The following is a 24014-nucleotide window of genomic DNA, read 5'->3' as shown; positions in this document are numbered from 1 at the left end:
ACAGTTTGAAGCAGTCCATGTGTCCTCTGAAATCGTCACCCCCGTCAAGCGATAAAACCGCTACTCTGCGGCCCGACCGTGGCACTTTTAAAGCACGTTACCGTCAAAGCCGCATTGTTGAATTCCCTTGTTGAGGTAACACCCGATGAAAGCGTGGATCTGCCTGCCCTTATTAGCCCTGATGCTCACAGGTTGCGCCGGGAAAACCGCGTACCGCGACAGTTGCGCCACGCAACTGGACAGCGCCTGGCATGAGCTTGATCTGGCCAAAGCCGAAGGCTTTGCCGGCACCGTCAGCTACTCCAAAGCCCTGTCGTTGCTGACCGGCGCCAAGACCCAACAGCAATTCGAAGCCTTCGAAGGTTGTTCGGAAAAGGCCGAGAAAGCGCGTTTCTACATCAAAGAGTCCCGCGCCGGGCGTTGAGCCAACGGCACTGGATCGTTCCCATATCCGTGGGAGCGGACCTGTCCGCGAAGGGGCCAGTACATCCGACGTATTTCCGGCGTCTGACCCTCAGTCTTCGCGGACAGGTCCGCTCCCACAGGTTGCTCGCTGTTCCTGGGACCGATCAATTTCGCGCTACCTTCCAATCTCCTCGTTAAATCCCCATTCCCCTCTGGCGAAAACGCCTACGCTGACTTTAAAGTGGCTGCACGTCTGGCCTCTATCGCAGTCCTATTCGCCATGAGCAGTCGCCTGGAGAGATTTTCCAATGGGCAGAAAACTGGATGCGTGTCTCAACGCGATCAATGAAGTGATCCTGGGCAAAGAGCCGCAGGTGCGACTGGCCATGACTTGCCTGCTGGGGGGCGGGCATTTGCTGATCGAAGACTTGCCCGGCATGGGCAAAACCACCCTCAGCCATACGCTGGCGCGGGTGTTGGGTTTAAGTTTCCAACGCATTCAATTCACCTCCGACTTACTGCCGGGGGATATTCTCGGCACTTCGGTGTTCGATCGCGACACCGGGCAATTCACCTTTCATCCGGGGCCGATCTTCGCCGAACTGGTGCTGGCCGACGAGATCAACCGCGCGACACCCAAGAGCCAGAGCGCTCTGCTCGAAGCGATGGAAGAGGGCCAGGTCACCATCGAAGGCGCAACCCGCTTGCTGCCCGATCCTTTTTTTGTCATCGCCACGCAAAACCCCTTCAGCCAGGGCGGCACCTTCGCCTTGCCCGAGTCGCAGCTGGATCGTTTCCTGATGCGTCTGTCCTTGGGCTACCCGGCACGTTCGGCCGAGAAGGCGTTGCTGCTCGGGGAATCGCGTCGCGATCTGTTGCCGCGTATCGAACCGATCATCGACCACGCCGAACTGGCATCACTGCAGGCCGAGGCCCGGCAAATACGCGCCAGCGACGCGCTGGTCGATTACGTGTTGCGGTTGGTGGATGCCACGCGCAGCCAGCCGCAGTTCGCCTATGGCCTGTCGCCTCGGGCCAGTCTGGCGATTCTTGCAGCGGCGCGGGCGTGGGCGATGCTTGTAGGGCGTGATTACGTGATTCCGGAAGACGTCCAGGCGATTCTGCCCTCGGTGATCGGCCATCGCTTGCGCGAACGGACCGACCCCACCGGGCATGGCGGCGGGGCGCTGGTTCAATGGCTACTGCGTGAGGTGCCGGTGCTTTGATCGAACGGTTGAAACCGATCTGGCAGCGCTGGGTGGTTCGACGCATTCCCCCCGCTGCACGAATCGAGCTGGATCACCGCCGAATTTTCATTTTGCCCACCCGCGTCGGTGGCACTTACGCGCTCGTGCTGTTTTTGATGCTGCTGGTGTCGATCAACTACCAGAACAGCCTTGCCTATGGCCTGACCTTCCTGCTGCTGTCGGTGGCGATCCTGGCCATCCTGCACACCTATCGCAACCTCAGCGGGCTGATTCTCAGCGCCGGTTCCGCGCGCTCGGTGTTTGTCGGCGAACCGGTGCAGTTGCGCCTGCGTCTGGAAAGCAACGGCCACAGTCATCAAGCGGTCTCCTTGGGTTGGGACAGCGAGCAGTTGCAGCAGACCGACGTTGACGCCGACCGACTGACCGAGACCGAAGTGACTTTGCCCGCCGTGAGCCGGGGTTGGCTGCGTGCGCCGCGACTGCGTGTAGAAAGCGTATTCCCGCTGGGGATTTTTCGCGCCTGGAGCTGGCTCGATCTGGAGCAGACAGTGCTCATTTATCCACGTCCGGTGCCTGGCGCGATGCCGTTGCTGCAAGGCTCGCAGCCCCATGACGAAGATCAGGGCCAGGCAACGCGGGGGCAGGGCGTGGATGACTATCAGGGCTTGCGCGCGTTTCAATCGGGTGATTCCAGACGCCGCCTGCACTGGAAAGCCTATTCCCGAGGTCAGGGCTTGCTGGTCAAGGACTTCACCGAGCTGAGCGGCAATGACCTGTGCCTGGACTTCATGGCATTGGGCGGTGACATCGAAGAGCGCCTTTCTCGGCTGTGTTACTGGGTGTTGGAACTGTCGCAGCGCCAGCAGCCGTTCGCGTTGCGCTTACCGGGTTTTCTGTCGTCGGTCGGCAGCGACGATGTGCATCGCGAAACCTGTCTCAGGGCCCTCGCGTTGTATGGCGCACGAGCATGAACGAGCGCCGCCAATGAAGGCTCAATCGACCCTCAACCAGCCCATCCAGCGCACCAGCCTGAACTGGCTGCTGTTCGCCCAGGCGCTGGTCATCGTGCCGTTTGCGTTGCACGTTCCGGTGGCGCTGATTGTCCTGTGGCTGGCGTGCACCTTCTGGCGAATCCAGATTTTCCGCATGCGCGTGCGCATTCCCGGCACCTGGATCAAGTCCGGGCTGCTGGTCGGCACGGCGGGGGGGATATTTCTCGCGCGGGGCAGTCTGGTGGGGCTGGATGCCGGGGCTGCACTGCTGATCGCGGCGTTCATTCTGAAGATGCTGGAAATGCAGACCCGGCGCGATGCGTTGGTGTTGATCTTTCTGGGCTTCTTCTGCGTGGTGGTGGGTTATCTGTTCGAGGACGATTTGCTCTGGGGCCTGTTCACCCTGCTGCCGATCAGCACCTTGCTGGCCGCATTGATCGGCCTTCAGCAATCGAGTGTGGGAAACAAACCGGCAGCCACTTTCAAGCTGGCGGCAAAGCTGTTGCTGCAAGCGGTGCCGCTGATGCTGCTGCTGTTTTTGTTTTTCCCGCGCCTGGAGCCGTTGTGGTCCCTGCCACAGCCGAGCAACAAGGCCTTGACGGGGCTATCGGACAGCATGGCGCCGGGGGACATTGCCGACCTGACCAAATCGGCGGCGCTGGTGTTTCGCGCCAGTTTCGAAGGCGCCGTGCCGCCCCGGGATCAGCAATATTGGCGCGGCCTGACGCTTGAACAGTTCGACGGCAGGCGCTGGTCGCAGTCCTCACGGGCGCAAGTACCGGACGCGCCGGACTGGCGCAAACAGGGTGAAGCGCTGGCTTACAGTATCGTCATGGAACCCAGCGGCAAGCCGTGGCTGATGACCCTGGACGTCGCCGAACCGCAATTGGCAGGCGCCCGACAAATGAGCGATTTCCGCTGGCAGCGTCGGCGGCCTATCGATCAATCGGTGTTGTACGAGGCCAAATCCTGGCCCGATGCTGTGCGCGAAACCGTGCTCAGTGACGGCGCGCGGTTGCAGAATCTGCAACTGCCTTCCAAAGGCAATCCACAGGCGCGGGAGTGGGCAGCGCAATTGCAACGTCGTTATCCCCGTGCTGACGCGCTGGTCAATGGCATGCTCAGTTACTTCACCGACGAGCCTTATCACTACACGCTCAAACCGCCTGTGCTTGGGCCCAACAGCATCGATGATTTCCTGTTTACCAGCCGCGAGGGTTTTTGCGCACATTACGCAGGCGCCATGACCTTCGTGCTGCGCGCCGCAGGGATTCCGGCACGGGTGGTGGCGGGGTATCAGGGCGGCGAGCTGAACCCGGACGGCAACTTCATCAGCGTGCGCCAGTTCGACGCCCATGCCTGGGTTGAGTACTGGCAGCCGGGCATCGGCTGGCGCAGCGTCGATCCCACCGCAGCCGTCGCGCCAACGCGTATCGAACAGGGCCTGGAGCAGGCGCTGGCGTTGGATGAAGCGTTTCTCGCCGATTCGCCGATGTCAGCGCTGCGTTATCGAAACGTGTCCTGGCTCAACTCGGTGCGGCTGAGTTGGGACAACCTCAATTACGGCTGGCAGCGTTGGGTGCTGGGGTATCAAGGGCAACAGCAGTTGCAGGTGCTGGGGCGCTGGTTCTCAGGGTTCGATGCGCCGGTGTTCGTTGGCGGTGTGCTGATCATTCTGGCGGTATTGGCGCTGTGGCTGTTCAAGCCCTGGCTGCGCGAAAGCGATTCCCAGCTACGCCTCTTCAATCGATTCGAACGCTTGCTCGCCCGCCACGGTCTCAAGAGACAAGCGGGCGAGGGCGCTCAGGCATTCTCCCAGCGGGCGGCACTGCATTTCCCTGCGCACGCACACGCGATCGAGACGTTTGCCCGGGATTTTGAAGCCCAGCGTTATGGTGCGGGGTCCGGGTCCACGGGGCAGTTGCGCCGCAGCTTGAAAGCGTTGCGCCGAAGCCTGCCATGGCGCTTGTCGCCCGCTAAAGACAAGGTATAGCGCCAACCATGAGTCTTCACACGATCAATTAAGGAGCGGTTCATGTCTGCCATGGTCGATCACCTGATCGCCGAGATTTTCAGTCTCAATATCAAGTTGCTGTCCTGTCATGCTCGCCTGGTGGAATCCACTGACAGCGAAGCGTTGCATGATCTGCGCACCACGGTGCGGCGCCTGCGCAGTGTGTTGCGTCCGCTGCGCGGCTTGCCCGGGCTGGAGCAGGTCGAGGACGCCGCCAAGGGTGTCGGCGATCTGACCACGCCGCTGCGGGACATGCAGGTGCTGGCGGCGTTTTTGGGCGAGCAAGGCCTTGAGGCCGCTGCGCTGAAGCGTTCGCGTTATCTGGACCGCGCCTGCCCGCAAGTGGCGTCATCACCTGAACTCAATCGACTGTTCGGCGTGCTCGATCAGCTACCCGCGTTTTTGCGCGCACAAGAGCGTCACGGTTTGCTCAAACAATTGCGCAAGCGGATCGAAAAGCAGATGGACAAGCAGTGGAAAAAACTCAAGGAGGCCATGGTCGATCCCGCTCATGACCGGCATCGTTTGCGCCTGCTGATCAAACGCGTGCGCTACGCCGGCGAGGCGTATCCCGAACTCAGTCATCAGCCTAAAGGCATGCAGAAAAGCCTGAAAGCCGCGCAAGGCGCGCTGGGCGACTGGCATGATCATCTGCAGTGGCTGGCGCAGGCTGGGCAACAAGCAGATCTGGCGCCGTGCATCGCCGGTTGGCAGCTGGGCATTTTGCGCGCCGAGGCCAAATCCGATAAGTCGCTGCTGCGCCTGGGCGAGGCGTGTTTCGGTAAGGCTGCGCATTCCTGAGCTGGATTCAGGCCGCTGAAATGGCGCATATGAACCCTGCTTCGGCGGGGTTCGCTGGTTAAGATCGACGCCAATCAATGCCGGCCGTCTCCCGCCCGGCACAGGAGTGCCCATGACGTTTTCTCAATTGCTCAACGCGGTGCGTGACAATCCGCAATCGGTGACGATCCCGCGAGAGTGGTCCCAAGGCCGTTCGTGCTTTGGTGGTTTGATGGCGGCTTTGCAGTTCGAAGCGATGCGCGCGAAGGTTCCGGCAGACCGGCCCATTCGTTCGTTGGCGATCACCTTTGTCGGGCCCCCTGCGCCAGACGTGCCGATCAGCTTTGAGGTGGAAATCCTGCGCGAGGGCAAGGCGGTCAGTCAGGTGCTGGGTCGCGCTGTCCAGAATGGCGAGGTGATGACGCTGATCCAGGGCAGTTTTGGCGCTCCCCGTGAGTCGACCATTGCGGTGGCGGCGCAATCTGCCCCGGTGTTCAAACCGGTGGATGAGGTGGCCGAGTTTCCTTTCATACCCGGGGTGATGCCCGAATACCTGCGCTTCATTGATATGCGCTGGGCGCTGGGCGGGATGCCGTTTTCCAACACACCGTCGCCGGCGATTGGCGGCTACGCGCGGTTGAAGGGTGTTGAGAAGGAGAAGCTGACCGAGGCGCATCTGTTGGCACTGGTCGACACCTGGCCGCCGGCGCTGTTGCCGCATTTGAGCAAGCCGGCCCCAGGCAGTTCGCTGACCTGGACCATTGAGTTCGTGCAGCCGCTACCTGAAATGACCACCCATGACTGGACCCAGTATCGGGCTGTGATCGAACATGCGCGCGATGGTTACGGGCACACGGCCGCCGCGTTGTGGGCGCCAAGCGGGGAGTTGGTGGCGATCAGTCGCCAGACTGTGACGGTGTTTGGTTGAGCGCGTTCACGGTTTGAATCTGCTTTGAAATGCAACAAACCCGAACGTTTATCGAGTTCGAGTTTTGATCGCTTGCGCCGCCACCAGGCCCAGCACGCCGATAGCGGCCGAGGTCACGCTTGCACTCAATGCGCCATCCAACAGCAACAACCCCGAGACGATGGACAGTGGAAAGGCCAGTGACGACAGGACGATGCGTGACGAAGCATCAGTATCGTGGGCGTTGCTGAAGAAGCTTTCCAGGTGCAGATCGGTAATGAACTTGGGCATGATGTTTTCTCCTGATTCCGGCGTAGCTTGACGCTGAAGCCGAATACGAACGGTTTTCATGCTTGAAGAGTAGGCCGCCAACCGAAGCTCGGCGAATCAACGCTTGCTATCGAAGTGATAGAAATGGTCATCAGGCGCTGAGAATTCTGTGGGAGCTGACGAGCAGCGCGAGGCTGAGATAGCGTTTTGCCTGACACACTGCTTCGCAGCCTCGCGTTGCTCGTCAGCTCCTACAAATGCTCTGTTGCAGCAACCACTCAACCAAAGGTAAACGCATAAGCACTCACCCCTGGGTCGAGAAATTCGATGCTGAACGTGTGGTCTTCGATCTCGCCCGGTTGGCGCAGCAGTTGGTATAGGCGTTGTTCGGTCACGGTGCCGGTGCCGTCCTTGGCAGTGTCAGTGCCATGAGCGTCGTCCGGGGTTTTACCGTCGATCGTCACGCGAAAACGAATCGGTTTGCCGTCGCTTCCGGGACCCAGTACCAGATGCAGGTCGCGGGCGTGAAAACGATAGGAAATCATCCCCGTGGCACCCGTCAGCGAAGCCTGTTCCGAACTGATGTTCCACTGTCCACTCAGCCCCCATTGATTGAGCGCTGGGGCGGCAGGCAACTGATAGGTGGTGTCGGTATCCGCCACTGCCTTAGGTGTGGACGCAAAGTGTTCGCTGCGCTCATAACCCAGATAGGTCTCGGGTGACTGCACGTTGGCGCGATCCGAGCCTTGCCCAACCCCCTCAGCTTTGGTCTTGATCAACTCACTGGCGACGCCCGAATGCCCTGCTTCACGGAGCAATTGCTGAATTACCTGCTCGGATTCTGCATAGCCGCCTTCGCCGAAGTGGTGATAGCGAATGTGGCCGTTGGCATCGGCAAAGTAGTGCGCGGGCCAGTACTGATTGTCGAAGGCGCGCCAGATTTTGAAATCGTTGTCGATGGCGACCGGGTAGGTCACGCCGAGTTTCTTCATTGCATTTTTGACGTTGTCCACGTCACGTTCGAAGGCGAATTCCGGCGCGTGCACGCCAATCACTACCAGCCCCTGATCCTTGTATTTTTCCGCCCAGGCCGTGACGTAGGGCAGGGTGCGCAGGCAGTTGATGCAGGAGTAAGTCCAGAAGTCGATCAGCACCACTTTGCCGCGCAACGCTTCGGCGCTCAGCGCCGGGGAATTGAGCCACTGCACGGCGCCCTCCAACGAGGGCAATTCCCCTTCGATGGGCAGGGTGCCGTCGGTAGCAATAGGCTTGATGTCGGCGTTTCTTGGTGGGGTCAGGCGATTGACCAGACTTTGCTCCAGACCGCCCGTTGAGGCAGTGGACACTTGGGCCAGCACGCCGGTGTCCAGCCCCAGCGCGATGGCGGCAACCCCTGCCAGCATGGCGGCGCCCAGCACTCGACGAATCCACTCACCGGCGCCAATCGAGCGTTTCATGGCGGCGAACACCTTGCCCCCCAGCAGTAGCGCAACCGACAGCGAGGTCGCGGCGCCTGCAGCGTAGGCCAGCAGCAAAAACGTGCTGCCGATGGTGGCGCCCTGAAGCGCCGCGCCAGTCAGCACCAGGCCCAGAATCGGACCGGCGCAGGGCGCCCACAGCAAACCGGTGGCGATCCCGATCAAGAACGAGGCGCCGGGTCGCGGTTTGCTGTCGTTGCCCGCAGCTTCTGAAAGCCGACTGCCTGCGGCCACGAGTGGTCGCGTCAGGCGGTCGGCGAGTCTGGGCAACAACAGCGTCAGGCCGAACAGCGCGACAAAAATCAGCGCCAGCCACCGCCCGTACTGGTTCAGCTGAACCACCCATGATCCGCCCACCGCCGCCAGCGATGCGACCAGCGCGAAGGTCATCGCCATCCCTGCAAGCAACGGCAAACCGCTGCGCACAAACGGTTGCCCCGTGCGGGCGAATACGAAGGGAAGCACCGGGAGAATGCAGGGGCTGACAATCGTCAGAATCCCGCCAAGGTAAGCCAGTACGAGTAACAGCATGGTTTGATACGCCTGAGTCGACAGTGGTTGGGCTATGGGGTGTCGCAGAAAGAGCATGCACAACCCCTGTTCCCGGAGTCCTCACGGGGTGTTAAACGTTTTGTGATAGTTGCTCAGAAGATGGATCGGCCTTACCGCCCCCTTCGCTGACGAGTCCGCTCCTACGGGAACGGTCTCAAATCAGCATTCCGCGAACATCCAGCCTCTTGTTGGAGCGAGGCTTGCCCGCGAAGCTAACGACGTGGGGTATCTGCTACAACCGAGGCGCCACCTTCGCGGGCAAGCCTCGCTCCAACAGAATGTGTGTGCACCGTGATTTTGCTTCTGCGCGCAGCGCTTAGGAGATCTTCGAGGCAGTTGTTCAGTTACCATCGGCCGTCGCAAGGTCCGCCGCTCCTGGGCGGCCAGTCAAAAGGGTGTGCTTATGCTGTTTGTGGTGATGCTGGGAGGCAAACATCCCAGAGCGAAAATCGAAGTCCATGACGTGGCGTTTGTCGCCGCCGACACGCTGGAGGCTGCGTATCCGCAGCTGCGTGAAAGCTGGTTTGGCAGCCCGACAGGGGTGCACATCGATTCGTGGATGCAGGTGGACGGCGTCGATGGCTGGAAAGTCGAACTCAGCCCGCTGGCCCCGCTGCCAGGGTCGCTGCGGTTGTACTTCATCAACCTGGGCGGTTACGAGGCGCAAGCGTTCGGCGAAGCGCATCACTATGTATTGGTCGTGGCTAAAACCAAGGCCGAAGCGAAGGCCAAGGGTAAGCGGCACATGCTCAGGCAATGGGCTCAATCCCACACCGATGCGCTGCTGGACGTGGATGATTGTCTGCCGATTGATGAAGTCAGCGGGCGCTACATTCATCTGGTGGAGGGCGAACACGGCGGCGTCATTCAGCGCAACGACTACATCGTTCTGCCCAAGTGAGGATTTCTTAACACGACTGCGGCCGTGCCCCAGCACCCAAAGGGCACCTCTTGCCCGACGAGTCTTTTGTTCTTCTAAAGGGTTCGTGACTTTGACCGAAAAGCAGAAACAGGCACACATCCGGCACTAATCGCGGCGCCATCGTTACCCACACGCTTTACCGTGCTCACTCTTCTTATCGACAGCGGAGTCCCTCCCCATGGGCACACTTCTCATCTACGGCGCCACCGGCTACACCGGGCGTATGGCAGCGGCACGGGCGAAAGCGTTGGGCGTGAATTTCGAAATTGGCGGCCGTGATGCTGACCGTCTGCGCACGCTGGCCAGGACGCTGGATGTGCCCTATCGCGTGTTTACGGCGGATGACCACCCCGAACGTTCGCTGGACGGCATCGCCGTGTTGATGAACTTTGCGGGGCCCTTTGTCAGGACTGCGCAAGCGTTGATGAACGCCTGCATCAAGACCGGCGTCGACTATCTGGACATTACCGCCGAGATCAATGTTTATCGTTTGGCCGAACGTCTTGGAGCCGAGGCGGCAGAGGCGGGGGTGATGTTGTTGCCGGGAGTGGGTTGGGACGTGGCGACTACGGACTGCCTGGCCGTGCATGTGGCGGGCCGGGTATCGACGCCGCAATCGCTGAGCATCGCGCTTCAGGTGCCGGGCTCGATGTCCCGAGGGTCGGCCATGAGCGTCAGCGAGATTGTCGGGGCTGGTGTGTTGTCCCGAGTCGACGGCCAGTTGATTGCAACGCCGGATGTACAGCCACGCGAGTTCGATTTCGGCGATGGCCCGGTGTTGTGTGCACCGCTGTCATTTGGTGATCTGGTGACGGCTTGGCACTCGACCGGGATTCCCAACATCGCGATGTTCGTGCATATCTCGGGAGAAGCCTTTCCGGAGGGCGATCTGTCGCTGTTGCCGGATGGCCCGACGCCTGAGCAGCGCTACGCTCATCGCGCTCGTGCGGTGGCTGAGGTGACCGGCGCAGACGGCAGTATCGCGCGATCGGTGATCGAAACCGTCAATGGTTATTCGTTCACTCCGCTGGCTGCCGTCGAGGCGGCCCGGCGTGTGTTGAGCGGTGAACGGCGGCCTGGTTTCGAAACCGCGGCGCGGCTGTTTGGCGGTGGTTTCGCCCAGTCCATCGAGGGGACGGGGATTACTGATGCGTAGCAATTGACTTCGATGGTAGAAGCGCGCTTGCCCGCGAACGTGATGCATGAGGCGCTGGAGATATGCCGGATGTACTGGCCTCTTCGCGGACAGGTCCGCTCCCACGGGTTTTGCGGCGCGGCGGTGGCGCAGGTCATCTGTAGGAGTGAGCTTGCTCGCGATTGCGATGGGTCAGTCACGCATCTGGTGCAGCACAAATGCGGTCGCGGGCAAGCGCGCTCCTACGGGGGTTCAACTTGCGGCCATTGAAGCGTCCACTTGAGCGAGAACATCACGTTGCGCGGGTCGCCGTATATGCCAGCGTCGTCGGCGGTCGGGAAGCTTTGCCAGTAGCGGGTGTCGAACGGGTTGTTGACGTTGACCCGGCCGTCCCGGTTTTCGTCGAAGCGGTAACCGGCCATCAGGCCGACAATGCCTTAGGCGTCCTGGTCGGCAGTGCTGTTGCCGACGCGGTTGAAGGTTCAGGCGTGAGCCGTGCGTGGTTAATCGATCTGAACGAATGTGCAGTGACACCGTCGGATGTAAGTGGCCGTGGAAACATGGCCCGGTTAAATGTTACTGACACCAGTGACCGCTTTGACTGCCCTACCTCCCAGGCTTCCCGGGATCGCGTTGTAAGGAGCACGTCATGCAAAGCACTTATCACTCTCGCGCCTATGTAGAAGGCGCCTTTCAAATCACCGTCAATGCCTATCGCAGCAGCACCGACGCGCCGTGGACTATTGATGTGCTGACCCACAAAGGCGGTGAACGTATCTCGCCGGTCTGGCGCGAATACAACCGCAGCTACGCCAAACTCGAAACGGCTCAGCAAGCGGGCCTCGCGGGTGGGCGGCTGATGATCTCCTCAGTGCATTGAGAGATTTTCCCTTCGTTGGCGCAGCTCGCGCTCCTGGCTCGCCATCCATTCGGCGGGTACTGAACATCTCCTCCAGATATCGCTGAACTGTTGCCCTTCTTCGTAGCCCTATTTACATCACTGACGAAGAGGGCATCCCCATGAACAGCGAGGCATTCAACCAGTACGATCAGGAACGGTTTCATCTGCAGGTTGCCGCCCAATTGGGCATCACGGCCGATGAGTTGAAAACCTGGATGATCAATGACATCGAACGCGTGACCGAAGGCGGCAAGGAAGTGGGGCACATGGTGGTGTTTCGCGAATCGACGCCGCCGCAGGTCCTCGATAAATTGCAGAATCGTCAATCTCAATTCACTGCGATGACGGGTGTGATTACCGGCGAATGATCGCATCGGCGTAGCTGTCGTCGCCGGTACTCATTCCGGTTGAACGAAGCTGCGCGGCGCCGGGTCAACTTTGTTCGACAACTCAACCAGGTACACGAGTATGGCCACCGATATCACAAAAAATCTGACTGACGATCTCTATGACAAGACGCGTTCGGAATTGCGTACGTTCTTGAACGAGACCGATGCCCTGCTGCGGGCAGGCGATGCAATCAACGAAGACAGGACGAGCCAGGCACGTCAGCGCCTTGGTGCATTCCTGGACCGTGCCGCCGACACAGTCACCTCCTACGACACCGTCGTGGATCGCAGCAGTCATGCGTTTTCATCGGCCAAAGATTACGTCAAGGCTAACCCTTGGCAGGCCGTTGCGGTCGCCGCGGGCGCAGGGCTGTTGGTGAGTCTGTTGCTCAATCGTCGCAATCGCTGAACCGTACGTTAAGCCACTGTTTCGAAGGAGCAAGCGCAATGACTGAGCCCGAGAAAACCAAACAGCCACCTGCCGACGATACGCCCGCTCACTCCACCCCGGAGGAAAAAGAGCGACTGAAAGATTTCAACAAAGGCGGCATTCCGCCTGGCGCCTGTTGAGTCATGGTTAATAGAGACCTGCGCAGCGAGCGCCTGCGATTGCAAGGCACTGCGCTGCTGGATTTTTCACAGCGGGCGGAACAGCCCGCAATATCCCGGCAACGGGTCGCTATCAATGGCGGCCGCAGAAGTCGAGTGCTGCCGCCTGTTTTAACGCATTGGCCTGATGGGGGAGTGGGGATGAACATCGATCAAGACACTATTCGCCAACTGGCAGAGGCGATCTGGGAAACCGAAGGCAAACCGGAAGGGCAACAGGAACGTCACTGGGAAATGGCGACCAAGCTTGCCGAATCTGCCGCGATGGCCCCTGTGCGCAACGGCAACAAGCGCCATCGTCTGGACGCGTTGTTCCCAGAGCCCGACAACGATCCTGACGCTGAATAACGGCCAGTCTTGATCGTTTATTAGCCCCGCGCATTGGCGATATAAGTCAGCCAGTCACCTGTGGGGCCGTTAATCGGTTGGGTAAGAAATAGAAAGCAAGCGCTTGCGTGAAACGATTCAGCTGTTCTAGAGTGTTTCCAGTCGCTTCAAAGCGTCTTGCGTCCTCACCCAGATGTGGGGGAGACAAGGCTGCTGTAGCTGACAGAAAAATAAGAACAAGAAACCTCGAGGATTGAAATGAACAGCCAGCCTTTTCGGTCTGTGCACGTTCGCTCTCCCAGCGGCGTCGCCCACACTTCTTTTTTGAGCGCTTTCTCATGAGCGCGCCCTCTGCTGTCCTCGCATCCTTCCCTGACGCCAATCCAATCCCTGTTCTCGAAATGCGTGGTATCTCCAAGACCTTCAATGGCCTGCGCGTGCTCAAAGACGTCAGCCTGAAAGTCTACGCCGGTGAAGTCCACGCGCTGATGGGGGAAAACGGGGCGGGCAAATCCACGTTGATGAAGATTCTCTCGGGTGCCTATCAGGCCGATCCCGGCGGTGAAATTCGCGTCAACGACCAGACCTTGGCGGCCTTCGATCCGCTGACTGCAAAAGCCCACGGCATTGCGGTCATCTATCAGGAGCTGAGCCTGTGTCCGAACCTCAGCGTGGCGGAAAACATCTACCTGGGCCGCGAACTGCGACGCGGTTGGACCATCGACCGCAAGGCCATGGAAGCCGGCTGCGTCGAGGTGCTAACTCGCCTGGGCGCTGAATTCAAAGCCACGACCACCGTCAGCGTGCTGTCGATCGCCGAACGTCAGTTGGTCGAGATTGCCCGGGCGCTGCACGCCGACGCGAAAATTCTGGTGATGGACGAGCCGACCACACCGCTTTCGTCACGGGAAACCGACCGCCTGTTTGCCTTGATCAAACAGCTGCGCGACCAGGGTCTGGCGATCATCTACATCAGCCATCGCATGGCAGAAATCTACGAGCTGTCTGACCGAGTTTCGGTGTTGCGCGACGGCGAATACGTCGGCCAGTTGCAGCGTGACGGACTGTCCGCCGAAGTGCTGGTGAAGATGATGGTGGGCCGCGATCTGTCCGGGTTCTACAAAAAAGAGCACGCGGCCTACGACCCGGGCGCGGTGGTGATGCGGGTGCGGGACATGGCCGACGGCAAGCGGGTGCGCAATTGCAGTTTTGACCTGCATGCGGGGGAGGTGCTGGGCATCGCCGGATTGGTCGGCGCCGGTCGTACCGAGCTTGCGCGACTTATTTTCGCGGCAGACCCGCGCACTTCGGGCACGCTGGAGATCTCCGGAAAGCCCATCACGCAGTTGAGCAACCCCACTGATGCAATCCGGGCCGGCGTCGTTTACCTCACCGAAGACCGCAAGGCCCAAGGACTTTTTCTCGACATGAGTGTGCGCGACAACATCAACGTCTGTGCCTGCGTGCCGGATGCCCATGCGGGCGGGGTGCTGGATCGGCCGCGCGGGGCAAAACGTGCGCTTGAGGCGATCCGCTCGCTGTCCATTCGAGTCGCGTCGGGCAAGGTCAGTGTCGGGTCGCTGTCCGGCGGCAACCAGCAGAAGGTTTTGCTGGCGAGGCTGCTGGAGGTCAAGCCACACGTTTTGATTCTCGATGAGCCCACCCGTGGTGTGGACATCGGCTCCAAGTCCGAGATCTACCGCATCATCAACGAACTGGCCAAAGCGGGTGTTGGCATCGTCGTTATTTCCAGCGAACTGCCGGAAATCATCGGCACCTGCGACCGCGTGCTAATCATGCGCGAAGGGCAGTTGGTGGCCGAAGTCGGCGGCGCGTCGGGCAGCGAGATATCCCAGGAGCGGATCATTGATCTGGCGACGGGTGGCAGCTAAGTGAGGTGTTCAAGGCCCCCTGTAGGAGCGAACTTGTTCGCGAGGCATTCTTTCTACAGAACGCATAAGGGCGCCTCGCGAACAAGTTCGCTCCTACAGAAATGCATCGTTTTTCAATAACAATAAAGAGGACGCCAGGCCATGAGTCTGACCGTAGACAAAGCCGCCACTGTCGCGACGATCAACAAGCGCGAACGGGCGCGTGAACTGATGCGCACCGTTGGCATGCTGCCGGTATTGGTGCTGTTGCTAGTAGGTTTTGCGCTGATGAGCGAAAGCTTCATGACCTGGCAAAACCTGTCGATCATCACCCAGCAGGCTTCGGTCAACGTGGTGCTGGCGGCGGGGATGACGTTCGTGATTTTGACCGCAGGCATCGACCTCTCTGTGGGGGCCATTCTCGCTGCCTCTGCCGTAGTGGCATTGCAGGCTTCGATGTCGCCGCAGTACGGCATGCTCGGGATCTTCGCCGGCATCGGTTTCGGCCTGCTGCTGGGGCTGGTCAATGGCGGCTTGATTGCGTTCATGCGCCTGCCGCCGTTCATCGTCACCCTAGGCGCATTGACCGCGATGCGCGGCCTGGCACGTTTGCTGGCGGACGATAAAACCGTGTTCAATCCAGATTTGCCGTTCGCCTTTATCGGCAATGATTCAGTGCTCGGGGTGCCGTGGCTGGTGATCATCGCTGTCGCGGTGATCGCCATGTCGTGGTTCATCCTGCGACGCACGGTGATGGGCGTGCAGATCTACTCGGTAGGCGGCAACCCGGAGGCGGCGCGGCTTTCCGGGATCAAAGTGTGGAAAGTCCTGCTGTTCGTCTACGCCTTGTCGGGCGCGCTGGCCGGGCTCGGCGCGGTGATGAGTGCGTCCCGGTTATTCGCCGCCAATGGCCTGCAATTGGGCCAGTCCTATGAGCTGGATGCCATCGCCGCGGTGATCCTCGGCGGCACCAGCTTTACCGGCGGCGTCGGCACCATTGGCGGCACGCTGATCGGCGCACTGATCATCGCCGTGCTGACCAACGGCCTGGTGCTGATGGGGGTGTCTGATATCTGGCAATACATTATCAAGGGCATCGTGATCATTGGTGCGGTGGCGCTGGATCGCTATCGTCAGTCTGGCGCGAGAACCTGAGTCACGCGGTACCGTTATTCAACAAAGGCCTCAACAATAATCACAAGAGAGCAACTATGAACTTCAAACGTAAATTCCCCGCTGTCGTCACCTTATGCCTGGCAGCGCTGCTGTCCCAGGGTGTTCAGGCCCGCGAACTGAAATCTGTGGGCATGACCATGGGCTCGCTGGGCAATCCGTATTTCGTGACCCTCACCGAAGGCGCCAAAGCCAAGGTGCTGGAGCTCAATCCCAACGCCAAGATCACCTCGGTCTCCGCTGATTACGACCTGAGCAAGCAATTCACCCAGATCGACAACTTCATTTCAGCGGGCGTGGATTTGATCCTGCTCAACGCGGTCGACCCATCGGCTATCGAGTCGGCGATCAAGAAGGCGCGCAAGGCCGGCATCGTGGTAGTGGCGGTGGACGTCAACGCCAAGGGTGTGGACGCCACGGTGCAGACCGACAACGTCGAAGCCGGCAAGCTGGCTTGTCAGTTCATCATCGACAAGCTCTCGGGCAAGGGTAACGTGATCATCGAGAACGGCCCGCAGGTGACCTCGGTGACTGACCGTGTGACCGGCTGCAAATCGGCATTGGCAGCGGCGCCGGACATCAAGGTGCTGTCCGACGATCAGGACGCCAAAGGTTCGCGCGAAGGCGGTTTGAATGCGATGCAGGGCTACCTCACGCGCTTCCCGAAAATCGACGGTCTGTTCGCGATCAACGACCCGCAAGCCATCGGCAGCGACCTGGCGGCTCGGCAATTGAAACGCAGCGGCATCATCATTACCTCGGTTGACGGCGCGCCGGATATCGAAAATGCGCTGAAAACCGAGTCATCAATCCAGGCATCCGCCAGTCAGGACCCGTGGGCCATGGCGCAGCAAGCGGTGGTGGTGGGCAATGACATTCTCAACGACAAGAAGCCTGCAGAAGCCGTGACGCTGCTGACTCCCAAACTGATCACCCGCGACAACATCGGTGACTACAAGGGCTGGGAAACCAAGCGCTGAGCATCGCGCTGTTCTGTAGGAGCGAATTTATTCGCGAGAGAAGTCCGGTCGATGTATTGCTTCGGATGTACTGACGTCTCGCGGATAAATGCGCTCCTACAGAGGGTTCATATGTCGTTCGCACTCGTCAGTCTGGAGTCCTTCAGTGGTGAAAATGGAAGACGTGGCGCGGTTGGCGAAGGTCTCGACCTCGACCGTGTCCCACGTATTGAACGGCACGCGCAAGGTCGGTGCGCAAACGGTGGCGGCGGTCGAGCAGGCGGTTCAGGCGCTGGGCTACGTCCCCAACACCTTGGCCCGTTCGCTGGCGCGCTCGCGCACTAACACGATCGGTGTAGCGATATCCGCGTTGTCCAACCACTACTTCAGCGAGACCGTGCACGCGATCGAAACCGAGTGCGCCAGGCACGGGATCATGATGTTGTTTGTCGACACCCACGACGACCCCGAGCAGGAACTGCGGGTGGTCAAGGCGCTGCATCATCGGCGCGTCGACGGCATTCTTCTTGCGCCTGCGATGGACCCCGGACAACTGGCGCTGAGCTATTTGCAGAACAACGCTATCCCAACGGTGTTGGTGGATCGCCTGGCCGCCCAGGGTTTCTCCCAAGTGGGCGTGGAAAACCGCGAATCGACCCGCGCACTGATCGCGCACCTGATCGGCCATGGTCATCAGCGTATCGGCATGGTTGCGGGCGCGGCGGGTTTGAGTACCACCGAAGAACGCATCGACGGTTATCGCGCGGCGCTGGCAGATGCTCGGTTGCCATGGGATGACGCACTCTTGGTCAACGGTGAATCGCGCAGCGAATCCGCGCGCATCGCCACCCACCGATTGCTCGATTTAAAACACCCGCCCACGGCAATCATGGCGGGCAACAACCTGATGACCATCGGTGCCATGCATGCCCTGCGCGAAGCCAGCCTTTGCGTACCCGAACAGATGGCGCTGGTGGGTTTCGACGATTTTGACTGGGCGGATTTTTTCCTCCCGCGCCTGAGCGTCATTGCCCAGCCGGTCCAGGAGTTGGGCGTGCAGGCGGTGACGTTGCTGCTCAACTGCATCGATAACCCCGAAGGACCACGCCAGACCGTGCGCCTGGCGCCGAGCCTGCGTATCCGAAATTCATGTGGATGCCCCTGAGCGCTCCCGTCAACGGCAAGTGAGAATTTTATGCAGCGCTGCGTCTCCCTCGGTATTGATCTGGGTACTTCCGAACTCAAGGCTATCCTGCTCGATGAAACCGGCATGGCGCTGGGATCGGCGGGTGCGCATTTGAGCGTATCGCGGCCTCATCCGGGCTGGTCGCAGCAGGACCCGGAAGACTGGTGGGCAGCGTGTCTTCTGGCGTTGGAGCAACTGCGCTCAAGCCATCCCCAGGCGTGGGCAGATGTGGCCTGCATCGGTTTGTCCGGGCAGATGCACGGCGCGGTATTGCTCGGCGACGACGATCGGATTCTGTATCCGGCGATCCTGTGGGATGACTCCCGCGCGATGCCTGAAGCCGAGCAGCTCAATCATGATTACCCAACCTATGCCGATGCTACGGGCAGCCTGGCCATGGCGGGACTGACGGCGCCGAAGTTGTTGTGGATGCAACAGCATGAACCCGAGGTTTTCGCGCAGATCGCCTGCGTACTGTCGCCCAAGGATTATCTGCGCCTGCGCCTGACCGGCGTGCGCGCAAGCGATATGTCGGACGCGGCGGGCACCTTGTGGCTGGACATCGAGCGTCGCGCCTGGCACGAGCCGATGCTCCGTGCTACGGGACTTGCTTTGGCGCAAATGCCTGAGCTGTTGGAGTCCTGCGAGATGTCCGGACGGTTGCACGCACAAGCAGCGCATCAGTTGGGTTTACCGCTGGATCTGCCGGTCGCGTGCGGCGGCGGGGACAATCCGGTGTCGGCGGTGGGCATCGGCGCGATCAATGCCGGTGACGCGTTCATCACTCTGGGGACCAGCGCTGCCATCGTCGCCGTCACGGAAAAGCCGTCGGGCGATCCTGGCAGCGCTGTGCACAGTTTCTGCCATGCGCTGCCCCAGCGTTGGTACACCATGGGCGCGATGCTGGCGGGGGCAAGCTGTTTGCGTTGGGTCACGCGTTTGCTGGGCCAGTCTGACGAGCAGACCTTGCTGGACAAGATTGCTAGCGAGCTGCCGTTGGGGCAATCGGTGGCGCTTTCCAGTCCGCTGTTTCTGCCTTATCTGGCGGGCGAACGCACGCCACATAACGACCCGTTGCTGCGCGGCGGATTCATGAATATGGGGCATGACAGCACGCCCGCGATGCTCGGTTACGCGGTGCTTGAGGGTGTCGGTTTCGGCTTGCTGGATGCAGTGAGCGCGGTGCAGTCGGCGGGTGCTCAGGTCAATGCTTGTGCGTTGGTAGGCGGTGGCGCGCGCAGCCATTATTGGGCGCAGTTGTTGGCCAATATTCTGGATCGTGAAATCTACACCTTGCACGGCAGCGAACTGAGCGCGTGCATTGGCGCGGCAAAACTGGGATTTCTGGCGACGGGGCAGGGCGAAGGGCTGTTGCAACTTGGCATGCCGGTCAAGGCGCGGTATCTGCCCGAGGTGCAAACTCAAGCTGCATTACAGGCCCGCTACCTGAAGTTTCGCGGGCTGTTGAGTGCGGCTAAAGAGCTGCACGCCTGACTGAGACTCAGTGTACGGCGGCGGATTTTTGTGTGAGCGCATGGCCGAATTTCGCAATGTTTTTCACCCAGAAACGCCGGTGCGATGTCTGCGCCGGGGAAAGCGGCTCCTGGCTTGACCACTGATGCTGGCGCTTGATCTCTTCGCGATAGGTTTTCCATTCCATTGCTTCGGCGGTGTCTTTGGCCGTTTTTTCATTGTCGAACCAGCCGAGGACATAAACCTCACCTTGTTCGCGACCGTGTTCAACCAACAGAAAAATAGTGTCCATGAGCGTGCCCGTCGTTCATCAAGTCTGGTCCGGCAAATCCGGAATCTACAGACGGCTTATCGACAGCGTCGGCCAAAGGTTTAGCTCAGCTGAGCGCGTGGTGGCCCCGCTCATCAGTCGGGATGCACTAATCGGCAAACAGTGCTTCAGATGTGTACAAGCTATCCAGCGAAGGAGAAACAAGATGAGCACAGCTGATTCGCAACACACTGAAAAGGCCAAGCAGGATCTGGGCTTCGATCCGGACTCGCCGGATGTCGCTGATCCGCAGGTCGATCCGGTCGGCCCGGCGAAAGCGCCGGAAAGTGGCGAGAACATTGAGCAGGAAAAGCGGGTCAAGGATAAGCAGTATCCGCCGTATGACACCAAGGAATAACGCCGTTCCCCCTGTAGGAGCAAACTTGTTCGCGAGGCTTTTTTTGTCGCGACCACACATTTCGCCAACAAGTTGGCTCCTATAGAAGCCGCAACCGTTCGCCGTCCACGACAACACGGATGTCGTTGTAGTGAGCAATTACCGGGTGAGGCGTATCCATAATATGAGTGTGCGTCGCGCTGATCACTACAACGCTGGCGCCTGCAGATTCAGCCGATCGAATCCCGGCTGGCGCATCCTCGAACACCAGACAATCCTGCGCATCGACGCCCAGTTTCTGCGCCGCCAACACGAAGCAATCCGGCGCAGGTTTGCCGCGGCTGACGTCTTCTGAAGTGATCATCAACCTCGGTAATGGCAACCCAGCCGCTTGAATACGGCGCTCTGCCAAAGCACGGGGCGCCGAGGTCACGACTGCCCAGCGATTGGCGGGCAATGAGGCCAGCAACGCAGCAATACCCTCGATCGCAGTCACGCCATTGGTATCGTCCATTTCTGCCTGAGTCAGCGCAGCGGCTTCTTGCTCAGGGTCCACGCCCGGCAGGTTTTGCCGGCGCACGGTTTCGATACAGCGCACGCCATGGATGGTCGGCAAAAACGCTTCAACATTAAGCCCATGGCGTAGCGCCCATTGCGTCCAGACCCGCTCGGTGGCTTCGATGGAATTGATGAGCGTGCCGTCCATGTCAAACAGGAACGCAGCAAAAGAAGTGTCTTCCAGCATGCCGGTCTTGCCTCTCTCAAATCGATGGTGCGTTGCTAGGTGCGGCCCGAATGATTGCAGGCGACGCGTAGCCCAGGATAATAGAGGGTGAGAGCGACCGGCTGAAAGATGTGTTGATCAAAGCGTGGAGCGGAAGGGGATTGGCTCGCGCGAACTCAGGCGCTCATCGTTGGACTGACCGACCATCTCGTCGTACACCACCGGGTGAACGATGAACAGCGGCACCTCCGGCACAGCTGACAGGCATTTACGTGCTTCGTTGACAGAGGCGACATGCAGCACCTCGCCATTGGGGCTGCTGATGGGGTGGGACTTGCCATTCATTTGGGCATGGAGGACATATGAACCGCCCTCGATGGACATCAGATTCAAGTCCTCGACTTCACCGGCCTTGATGTGTTGCGCAAGCTTGTTCAAATCCATGAGAGCACCTTGATCGTCCCGCAGGACGCTGAATGTTCGGAAAGGCGTGCGAAGGTTTTTCTCGCAGGCGTAAGTTTCGAAGCATTCAAGGGCGCCAAGTTCAACGGCATCGCCGGACGGTCAGTATGGGTCCGTCACGGTTTTCGGGGAGGTGATGACCGTCATGCCGCCGATAACCCTGAATCTGCCCGGATTATCGGCGGCGCGGCGTGCTGCTTAGCAAAGTTTGTCGATGACCCGAACGCCAGGCTCGCGTTGCGCAGAGCCCCATTCACTGCTCAGGGTTTGCAATACGCGGCCCAGGAAGTCTTTGTCGGCAGCCGCTTTCTTGCCGACGTAGCCTTGGCCTTTGCGGTACATCCTCAAACGCGCACGCATGTGCGGACGTTCTTCGTCGAACTCTTGCTCTTGAGAGCAGACACCCAGGCCGTCCATGTGAACGTCGCCTTTTTCACAGACCCACAGGATGTGGCTGTCCAGGGAGTCTTTACGTGTTGCGAACAGCTGAGCCAGTTGATCAATGGTGGGTTGATTGTTCAGGTTCATTTTTTAGTACCCCTTAGACCGCGTGTTTATCCGACTGGTTGGTTCATACGTTTTGGCGAATCGGTCTGTCGATTCGGTGCTGCCAGTTGCCGACACACAAGGTCCGTCGATACACAGAGCCGGGTCTGAGCCAGATCATGTAGTGCTGATGAAAGATGACTACGGGCAGGTTCGAAACGAAGGGGGAAGAAGTAGCGGACGTCATGAGGACACTGGCGCCTTTATGGGGTCGACCACAAGTGTCATGAGGACGTTTCGCCAGCGCTTCTCGATCCTTGGTTGGACGATCATGCCGGTTCAGCTTCATCAATCTGCCTTGTGGGCAGCACACATCAGGTAACGGTTCGACGGCTTGCCGAACCTGCTCAGCCTGTTTTGCCAGCTCTCCCGATCGGGGAGACGGTTGAACTATGCAAGTGAAAAAGCCCTTCGTCAACAGTTATGTAGTGATTATTTTTAGGCACTACATAATCCGTGAATGCGGCACGCAAAGGTCGATTCGTGACTGAAAAGTCACGCCGGCTGCAGGCTGCACGGCGCTTGTGGCGAGCGCTCAGGATTTCGATTTGTCTAGTCACTCGCACCTGTGATTTGATCCCAAGCGCATTGATCTTCAATCCGCACGTTCCTGAAGGTGACCATGGAAACCCTTTTGCTCCCGACGTATGACGATGTTGTCGCTGCCGCCGCACGCATCGAAGCTTACGCGCACAACACCCCGGTGCTGACCTCGCGCACCGTAAACCAGGCCTTTGGCGCTGACGTGTTTTTCAAATGCGAGAACTTTCAGCGCATGGGTGCGTTCAAGTTTCGCGGTGCGTTCAATGCATTGTCTCGATTCGATGCCAATCAGCGTAAACAGGGGGTGGTCGCGTTTTCGTCTGGCAACCACGCGCAGGGCATCGCGCTGTCGGCACAGTTACTCGGTATCCCTGCGACCATCGTCATGCCTCACGACGCGCCTGCCGCGAAGATCGCCGCTACCCGCGAGTACGGCGCCACGGTGGTGTTGTACGACCGTTACAAAGAAGACCGCGAAGCCATAGGTCGCGATTTGGCGCAAAGCCATGGCTACACGCTGATTCCCCCCTTTGATCACGCTGACATCATTGCCGGGCAGGGCACGGCTGCCAAAGAGTTGTTTGAAGAGGTTGGGCAACTGGACTCGCTGTTCGTCTGTCTGGGCGGTGGCGGTTTGTTGAGCGGCTCGGCATTGGCTACCCGCGCGCTGGCGCCTGATTGCACCCTGTATGGCGTCGAGCCGCTGGCAGGCAACGATGGACAGCAATCGTTTCGCAGCGGCAATCTGGTCACCATCGACACCCCGAAGACCATCGCAGATGGCGCACAAACGCAGCGGCTTGGGGACATCACTTTTGCGATCATTCGTCGCGACGTCAACGACATCCTCACCGCGAGCGACAGCCAATTGATCGATGCCATGCGCTTTTTCGCCGAACGCATGAAGATGGTGGTCGAGCCGACTGGCTGCCTGGGTTTTGCGGCGGCGCAGGCAATGAAGGAGCAACTCAAAGGGCAGCGCGTGGGGGTGATCATCAGCGGCGGCAACATTGACTTGCCGCGCTATGCGGCGATGTTGGCGGGCCCTGTCTGACCGCACTTCATCTGTAAGAGCGAACTTGTTTGCGAGGCGTCCTGCCTGGCACGGCGCGTAGTCCTTCTCGCCAACAAGTTGGCTCCTACAGCCTGAACCGCGCCTGATTTTTCGGTTTGACGCAACCCTCGTGGGAGCGGACCTGTCCGCGAAGAGGCCGGTACATCCACTGAATACCTATCGCCTGACACACCGCCTTCGCGAACAGGTTCGCTCCCACACTGGATTTGAGTCGTGGCTGATTCTTCGATCCAACGCAAATGCTGTAGGAGCGAACTTGTTCGCGAGGCGTCCTGCCTGGCATAGCGAGTAGTCCTTCTCGCCAACAAGTTGGCTCCTACAGCCTGAACCGTGGCTGATTTTCGGTCTGACACAACCCTCGTGGGAGCGGACCTGTCCGCGAAAAGGCTGGTACATCCACTGAATACCTATCGCCTGACACACCGCCTTCGCGAACAGGTTCGCTCCCACACTGGATTTGAGTCGT

26 protein-coding genes and 1 pseudogene are annotated in these 24014 nt (G+C 59.7%); 20 read left to right on the top strand and 7 right to left on the bottom strand.

Annotated features, from left to right (window positions below):
- Positions 1-145 precede the first annotated feature (145 nt).
- From ACWKWM_RS21890 to ACWKWM_RS21865, 6 genes are all read left to right on the top strand, one after another.
- Positions 146-424, top strand: a complete 279-nt coding sequence (locus tag ACWKWM_RS21890; protein ID WP_483838524.1) for a hypothetical protein — start codon at positions 146-148, stop codon at positions 422-424.
- 289 nt (positions 425-713) lie between these two features.
- Complete coding sequence (locus ACWKWM_RS21885; protein WP_483848148.1) at positions 714-1631, top strand: AAA family ATPase; 918 nt, start codon at positions 714-716, stop codon at positions 1629-1631.
- Entirely contained in the window at positions 1628-2584 is a 957-nt protein-coding gene (locus ACWKWM_RS21880; RefSeq protein ID WP_483848147.1) for a DUF58 domain-containing protein, read from the top strand. The genes ACWKWM_RS21885 and ACWKWM_RS21880 overlap by 4 nt, the downstream gene beginning before the upstream one ends.
- 13 nt (positions 2585-2597) lie before the next feature.
- On the top strand, positions 2598-4598 hold the full coding sequence (locus ACWKWM_RS21875; RefSeq protein ID WP_483848146.1) for a transglutaminase TgpA family protein: 2001 nt from the start codon (positions 2598-2600) through the stop codon (positions 4596-4598).
- Positions 4599-4640: 42 nt separating this feature from the next.
- Complete coding sequence (locus ACWKWM_RS21870; RefSeq protein WP_483848145.1) at positions 4641-5420, top strand: CHAD domain-containing protein; 780 nt, start codon at positions 4641-4643, stop codon at positions 5418-5420.
- A gap of 112 nt (positions 5421-5532) precedes the next feature.
- On the top strand, positions 5533-6327 hold the full coding sequence (locus ACWKWM_RS21865) for an acyl-CoA thioesterase (RefSeq protein ID WP_483848144.1): 795 nt from the start codon (positions 5533-5535) through the stop codon (positions 6325-6327).
- A gap of 48 nt (positions 6328-6375) precedes the next feature.
- On the opposite strand, the gene ACWKWM_RS21860 is transcribed toward ACWKWM_RS21865, so the two are convergent.
- Positions 6376-6597, bottom strand: coding sequence for a hypothetical protein (locus tag ACWKWM_RS21860; RefSeq protein WP_483848143.1), 222 nt, complete (start codon positions 6595-6597; stop codon positions 6376-6378).
- A gap of 257 nt (positions 6598-6854) precedes the next feature.
- Positions 6855-8585: a cytochrome c biogenesis protein DipZ gene (locus ACWKWM_RS21855; RefSeq protein WP_483848208.1), complete on the bottom strand. Its 1731-nt coding sequence runs from the start codon at positions 8583-8585 to the stop codon at positions 6855-6857.
- A 424-nt stretch (positions 8586-9009) separates the two neighbouring features.
- Here ACWKWM_RS21855 and ACWKWM_RS21850 point away from each other — a divergent pair, with 424 nt between their 5' ends.
- Positions 9010-9507 carry a DUF1543 domain-containing protein gene (locus ACWKWM_RS21850; protein WP_483848142.1) on the top strand — a complete coding sequence of 166 codons (498 nt, stop codon included), beginning with the start codon at positions 9010-9012 and terminating at the stop codon, positions 9505-9507.
- Between the two features lie 199 nt (positions 9508-9706).
- Positions 9707-10684 carry a saccharopine dehydrogenase family protein gene (locus ACWKWM_RS21845; protein WP_483848141.1) on the top strand — a complete coding sequence of 326 codons (978 nt, stop codon included), beginning with the start codon at positions 9707-9709 and terminating at the stop codon, positions 10682-10684.
- A 221-nt stretch (positions 10685-10905) separates the two neighbouring features.
- Here the strand turns inward: ACWKWM_RS21845 and ACWKWM_RS21840 are convergent.
- A pseudogene (locus ACWKWM_RS21840) lies at positions 10906-11145 on the bottom strand (hypothetical protein); the annotation flags it as partial.
- A 167-nt stretch (positions 11146-11312) separates the two neighbouring features.
- Here ACWKWM_RS21840 and ACWKWM_RS21835 point away from each other — a divergent pair.
- The 10 genes from ACWKWM_RS21835 to xylB all read left to right on the top strand — a co-directional run bounded on the left by ACWKWM_RS21835 (position 11313) and on the right by xylB (position 19572).
- Entirely contained in the window at positions 11313-11543 is a 231-nt protein-coding gene (locus tag ACWKWM_RS21835) for a hypothetical protein (protein WP_483848140.1), read from the top strand.
- Positions 11544-11683: 140 nt separating this feature from the next.
- Positions 11684-11932, top strand: a complete 249-nt coding sequence (locus ACWKWM_RS21830; RefSeq protein WP_483848139.1) for a hypothetical protein — start codon at positions 11684-11686, stop codon at positions 11930-11932.
- Between the two features lie 100 nt (positions 11933-12032).
- The gene (locus ACWKWM_RS21825) at positions 12033-12362 is read left to right on the top strand and encodes a glycine zipper domain-containing protein (protein WP_483848138.1); all 330 of its coding nucleotides are present in this window, start codon (positions 12033-12035) and stop codon (positions 12360-12362) included.
- A 38-nt stretch (positions 12363-12400) separates the two neighbouring features.
- Entirely contained in the window at positions 12401-12523 is a 123-nt protein-coding gene (locus tag ACWKWM_RS21820; protein ID WP_483838536.1) for a hypothetical protein, read from the top strand.
- Positions 12524-12703: 180 nt separating this feature from the next.
- Positions 12704-12910: a DUF2934 domain-containing protein gene (locus tag ACWKWM_RS21815; protein ID WP_483848137.1), complete on the top strand. Its 207-nt coding sequence runs from the start codon at positions 12704-12706 to the stop codon at positions 12908-12910.
- A gap of 380 nt (positions 12911-13290) precedes the next feature.
- The gene (locus ACWKWM_RS21810; RefSeq protein ID WP_483848207.1) at positions 13291-14781 is read left to right on the top strand and encodes a sugar ABC transporter ATP-binding protein; all 1491 of its coding nucleotides are present in this window, start codon (positions 13291-13293) and stop codon (positions 14779-14781) included.
- A gap of 141 nt (positions 14782-14922) precedes the next feature.
- A complete protein-coding gene (locus ACWKWM_RS21805; protein WP_483848136.1) occupies positions 14923-15915 on the top strand; it encodes an ABC transporter permease subunit in 993 nt (330 codons plus the stop codon).
- A 56-nt stretch (positions 15916-15971) separates the two neighbouring features.
- Positions 15972-16913, top strand: coding sequence for an ABC transporter substrate-binding protein (locus ACWKWM_RS21800; RefSeq protein ID WP_483848135.1), 942 nt, complete (start codon positions 15972-15974; stop codon positions 16911-16913).
- A 145-nt stretch (positions 16914-17058) separates the two neighbouring features.
- Positions 17059-18057: a LacI family DNA-binding transcriptional regulator gene (locus ACWKWM_RS21795; RefSeq protein WP_483848134.1), complete on the top strand. Its 999-nt coding sequence runs from the start codon at positions 17059-17061 to the stop codon at positions 18055-18057.
- A gap of 30 nt (positions 18058-18087) precedes the next feature.
- Complete coding sequence (xylB, locus tag ACWKWM_RS21790; protein WP_483848133.1) at positions 18088-19572, top strand: xylulokinase; 1485 nt, start codon at positions 18088-18090, stop codon at positions 19570-19572.
- Between the two features lie 7 nt (positions 19573-19579).
- On the opposite strand, the gene ACWKWM_RS21785 is transcribed toward xylB, so the two are convergent.
- Positions 19580-19825 (bottom strand): hypothetical protein, encoded by a 246-nt coding sequence (locus ACWKWM_RS21785; RefSeq protein WP_483848132.1) that lies wholly within the window; start codon positions 19823-19825, stop codon positions 19580-19582.
- Positions 19826-20027: 202 nt separating this feature from the next.
- On the opposite strand from ACWKWM_RS21785, the gene ACWKWM_RS21780 reads away from it, so the two are divergent.
- Complete coding sequence (locus ACWKWM_RS21780; protein WP_483848131.1) at positions 20028-20219, top strand: DUF6021 family protein; 192 nt, start codon at positions 20028-20030, stop codon at positions 20217-20219.
- Between the two features lie 79 nt (positions 20220-20298).
- On the opposite strand, the gene ACWKWM_RS21775 is transcribed toward ACWKWM_RS21780, so the two are convergent.
- The 3 genes from ACWKWM_RS21775 to ACWKWM_RS21765 form a co-directional block, all read right to left on the bottom strand.
- The gene (locus tag ACWKWM_RS21775; protein ID WP_483848130.1) at positions 20299-20943 is read right to left on the bottom strand and encodes an HAD family hydrolase; all 645 of its coding nucleotides are present in this window, start codon (positions 20941-20943) and stop codon (positions 20299-20301) included.
- 117 nt (positions 20944-21060) lie between these two features.
- Positions 21061-21366, bottom strand: a complete 306-nt coding sequence (locus tag ACWKWM_RS21770; RefSeq protein WP_483848129.1) for a DUF6482 family protein — start codon at positions 21364-21366, stop codon at positions 21061-21063.
- 216 nt (positions 21367-21582) lie between these two features.
- Positions 21583-21912, bottom strand: coding sequence for a hypothetical protein (locus ACWKWM_RS21765; RefSeq protein ID WP_483848128.1), 330 nt, complete (start codon positions 21910-21912; stop codon positions 21583-21585).
- Positions 21913-22552: 640 nt separating this feature from the next.
- On the opposite strand from ACWKWM_RS21765, the gene ACWKWM_RS21760 reads away from it, so the two are divergent.
- Entirely contained in the window at positions 22553-23527 is a 975-nt protein-coding gene (locus tag ACWKWM_RS21760) for a threo-3-hydroxy-L-aspartate ammonia-lyase (RefSeq protein ID WP_483848127.1), read from the top strand.
- Positions 23528-24014: the final 487 nt, after the last annotated feature.

This window comes from Pseudomonas rosaeacicularis, assembly GCF_057128745.1.
The sequence above is the reverse complement of the archived record's forward strand: the minus strand, read 5'-3'. Positions and strand labels throughout refer to the sequence as shown.

Bases quoted from the DNA above. Each gene is read 5' to 3' on its own strand.
- ACWKWM_RS21890 (WP_483838524.1), top strand. From the start codon at position 146: ATGAAAGCGTGGATCTGCCTGCCCTTATTAGCCCTGATGCTCACAGGT.
- ACWKWM_RS21885 (WP_483848148.1), top strand. From the start codon at position 714: ATGGGCAGAAAACTGGATGCGTGTCTCAACGCGATCAATGAAGTGATC.
- ACWKWM_RS21875 (WP_483848146.1), top strand. From the start codon at position 2,598: ATGAAGGCTCAATCGACCCTCAACCAGCCCATCCAGCGCACCAGCCTG.
- ACWKWM_RS21870 (WP_483848145.1), top strand. From the start codon at position 4,641: ATGTCTGCCATGGTCGATCACCTGATCGCCGAGATTTTCAGTCTCAAT.
- ACWKWM_RS21865 (WP_483848144.1), top strand. From the start codon at position 5,533: ATGACGTTTTCTCAATTGCTCAACGCGGTGCGTGACAATCCGCAATCG.
- ACWKWM_RS21860 (WP_483848143.1), bottom strand. From the start codon at position 6,597: ATGCCCAAGTTCATTACCGATCTGCACCTGGAAAGCTTCTTCAGCAAC.
- ACWKWM_RS21855 (WP_483848208.1), bottom strand. From the start codon at position 8,585: ATGCTGTTACTCGTACTGGCTTACCTTGGCGGGATTCTGACGATTGTC.
- ACWKWM_RS21850 (WP_483848142.1), top strand. From the start codon at position 9,010: ATGCTGTTTGTGGTGATGCTGGGAGGCAAACATCCCAGAGCGAAAATC.
- ACWKWM_RS21845 (WP_483848141.1), top strand. From the start codon at position 9,707: ATGGGCACACTTCTCATCTACGGCGCCACCGGCTACACCGGGCGTATG.
- ACWKWM_RS21835 (WP_483848140.1), top strand. From the start codon at position 11,313: ATGCAAAGCACTTATCACTCTCGCGCCTATGTAGAAGGCGCCTTTCAA.
- ACWKWM_RS21830 (WP_483848139.1), top strand. From the start codon at position 11,684: ATGAACAGCGAGGCATTCAACCAGTACGATCAGGAACGGTTTCATCTG.
- ACWKWM_RS21825 (WP_483848138.1), top strand. From the start codon at position 12,033: ATGGCCACCGATATCACAAAAAATCTGACTGACGATCTCTATGACAAG.
- ACWKWM_RS21820 (WP_483838536.1), top strand. From the start codon at position 12,401: ATGACTGAGCCCGAGAAAACCAAACAGCCACCTGCCGACGATACGCCC.
- ACWKWM_RS21815 (WP_483848137.1), top strand. From the start codon at position 12,704: ATGAACATCGATCAAGACACTATTCGCCAACTGGCAGAGGCGATCTGG.
- ACWKWM_RS21810 (WP_483848207.1), top strand. From the start codon at position 13,291: ATGCGTGGTATCTCCAAGACCTTCAATGGCCTGCGCGTGCTCAAAGAC.
- ACWKWM_RS21805 (WP_483848136.1), top strand. From the start codon at position 14,923: ATGAGTCTGACCGTAGACAAAGCCGCCACTGTCGCGACGATCAACAAG.
- ACWKWM_RS21800 (WP_483848135.1), top strand. From the start codon at position 15,972: ATGAACTTCAAACGTAAATTCCCCGCTGTCGTCACCTTATGCCTGGCA.
- xylB (WP_483848133.1), top strand. From the start codon at position 18,088: ATGCAGCGCTGCGTCTCCCTCGGTATTGATCTGGGTACTTCCGAACTC.
- ACWKWM_RS21780 (WP_483848131.1), top strand. From the start codon at position 20,028: ATGAGCACAGCTGATTCGCAACACACTGAAAAGGCCAAGCAGGATCTG.
- ACWKWM_RS21775 (WP_483848130.1), bottom strand. From the start codon at position 20,943: ATGCTGGAAGACACTTCTTTTGCTGCGTTCCTGTTTGACATGGACGGC.
- ACWKWM_RS21770 (WP_483848129.1), bottom strand. From the start codon at position 21,366: ATGGATTTGAACAAGCTTGCGCAACACATCAAGGCCGGTGAAGTCGAG.
- ACWKWM_RS21765 (WP_483848128.1), bottom strand. From the start codon at position 21,912: ATGAACCTGAACAATCAACCCACCATTGATCAACTGGCTCAGCTGTTC.
- ACWKWM_RS21760 (WP_483848127.1), top strand. From the start codon at position 22,553: ATGGAAACCCTTTTGCTCCCGACGTATGACGATGTTGTCGCTGCCGCC.